The 285-nt window shown below is 41.8% G+C and carries 1 protein-coding gene; it reads right to left on the bottom strand.

The features are described 5' to 3' along the window. Positions 1-47 precede the first annotated feature (47 nt). A partial coding sequence (locus AAEZ03_RS26880) for a hypothetical protein (protein ID WP_350582849.1) occupies positions 48-285 on the bottom strand: 238 nt, incomplete at its 5' end.

Raw genomic sequence — 285 nt, forward strand, 5'->3', positions numbered from 1 at the left:
TTTAATTAGAAAACACTTAACTAGAAAGTGCTTAATATTTTTTGAATTTAATAATAGCGTGTGATTTGCGCTGCTAAGAAGTCCCCTGCCACCTCATTGACTATCGTGCAGTCAACGACACCGCGCACACTGTTGGTATTCGGGTCAGTGCTGCCTTGCACCACAGAGTCGGCTTCATAAATATCATTATCATATTCAACGCCATTGTATTGATAAGCAGGCTGGTTTCTAAACTCAAAAAACGTCACTTGCGCAGCTTTTTGGTCATTGCCCAAACCCACACCA

It is taken from the genome of Pseudomonas sp. HY2-MNA-CIBAN-0224, from assembly GCF_040310285.1.
Lineage (GTDB): Bacteria > Pseudomonadota > Gammaproteobacteria > Pseudomonadales > Pseudomonadaceae > Aquipseudomonas > Aquipseudomonas helleri.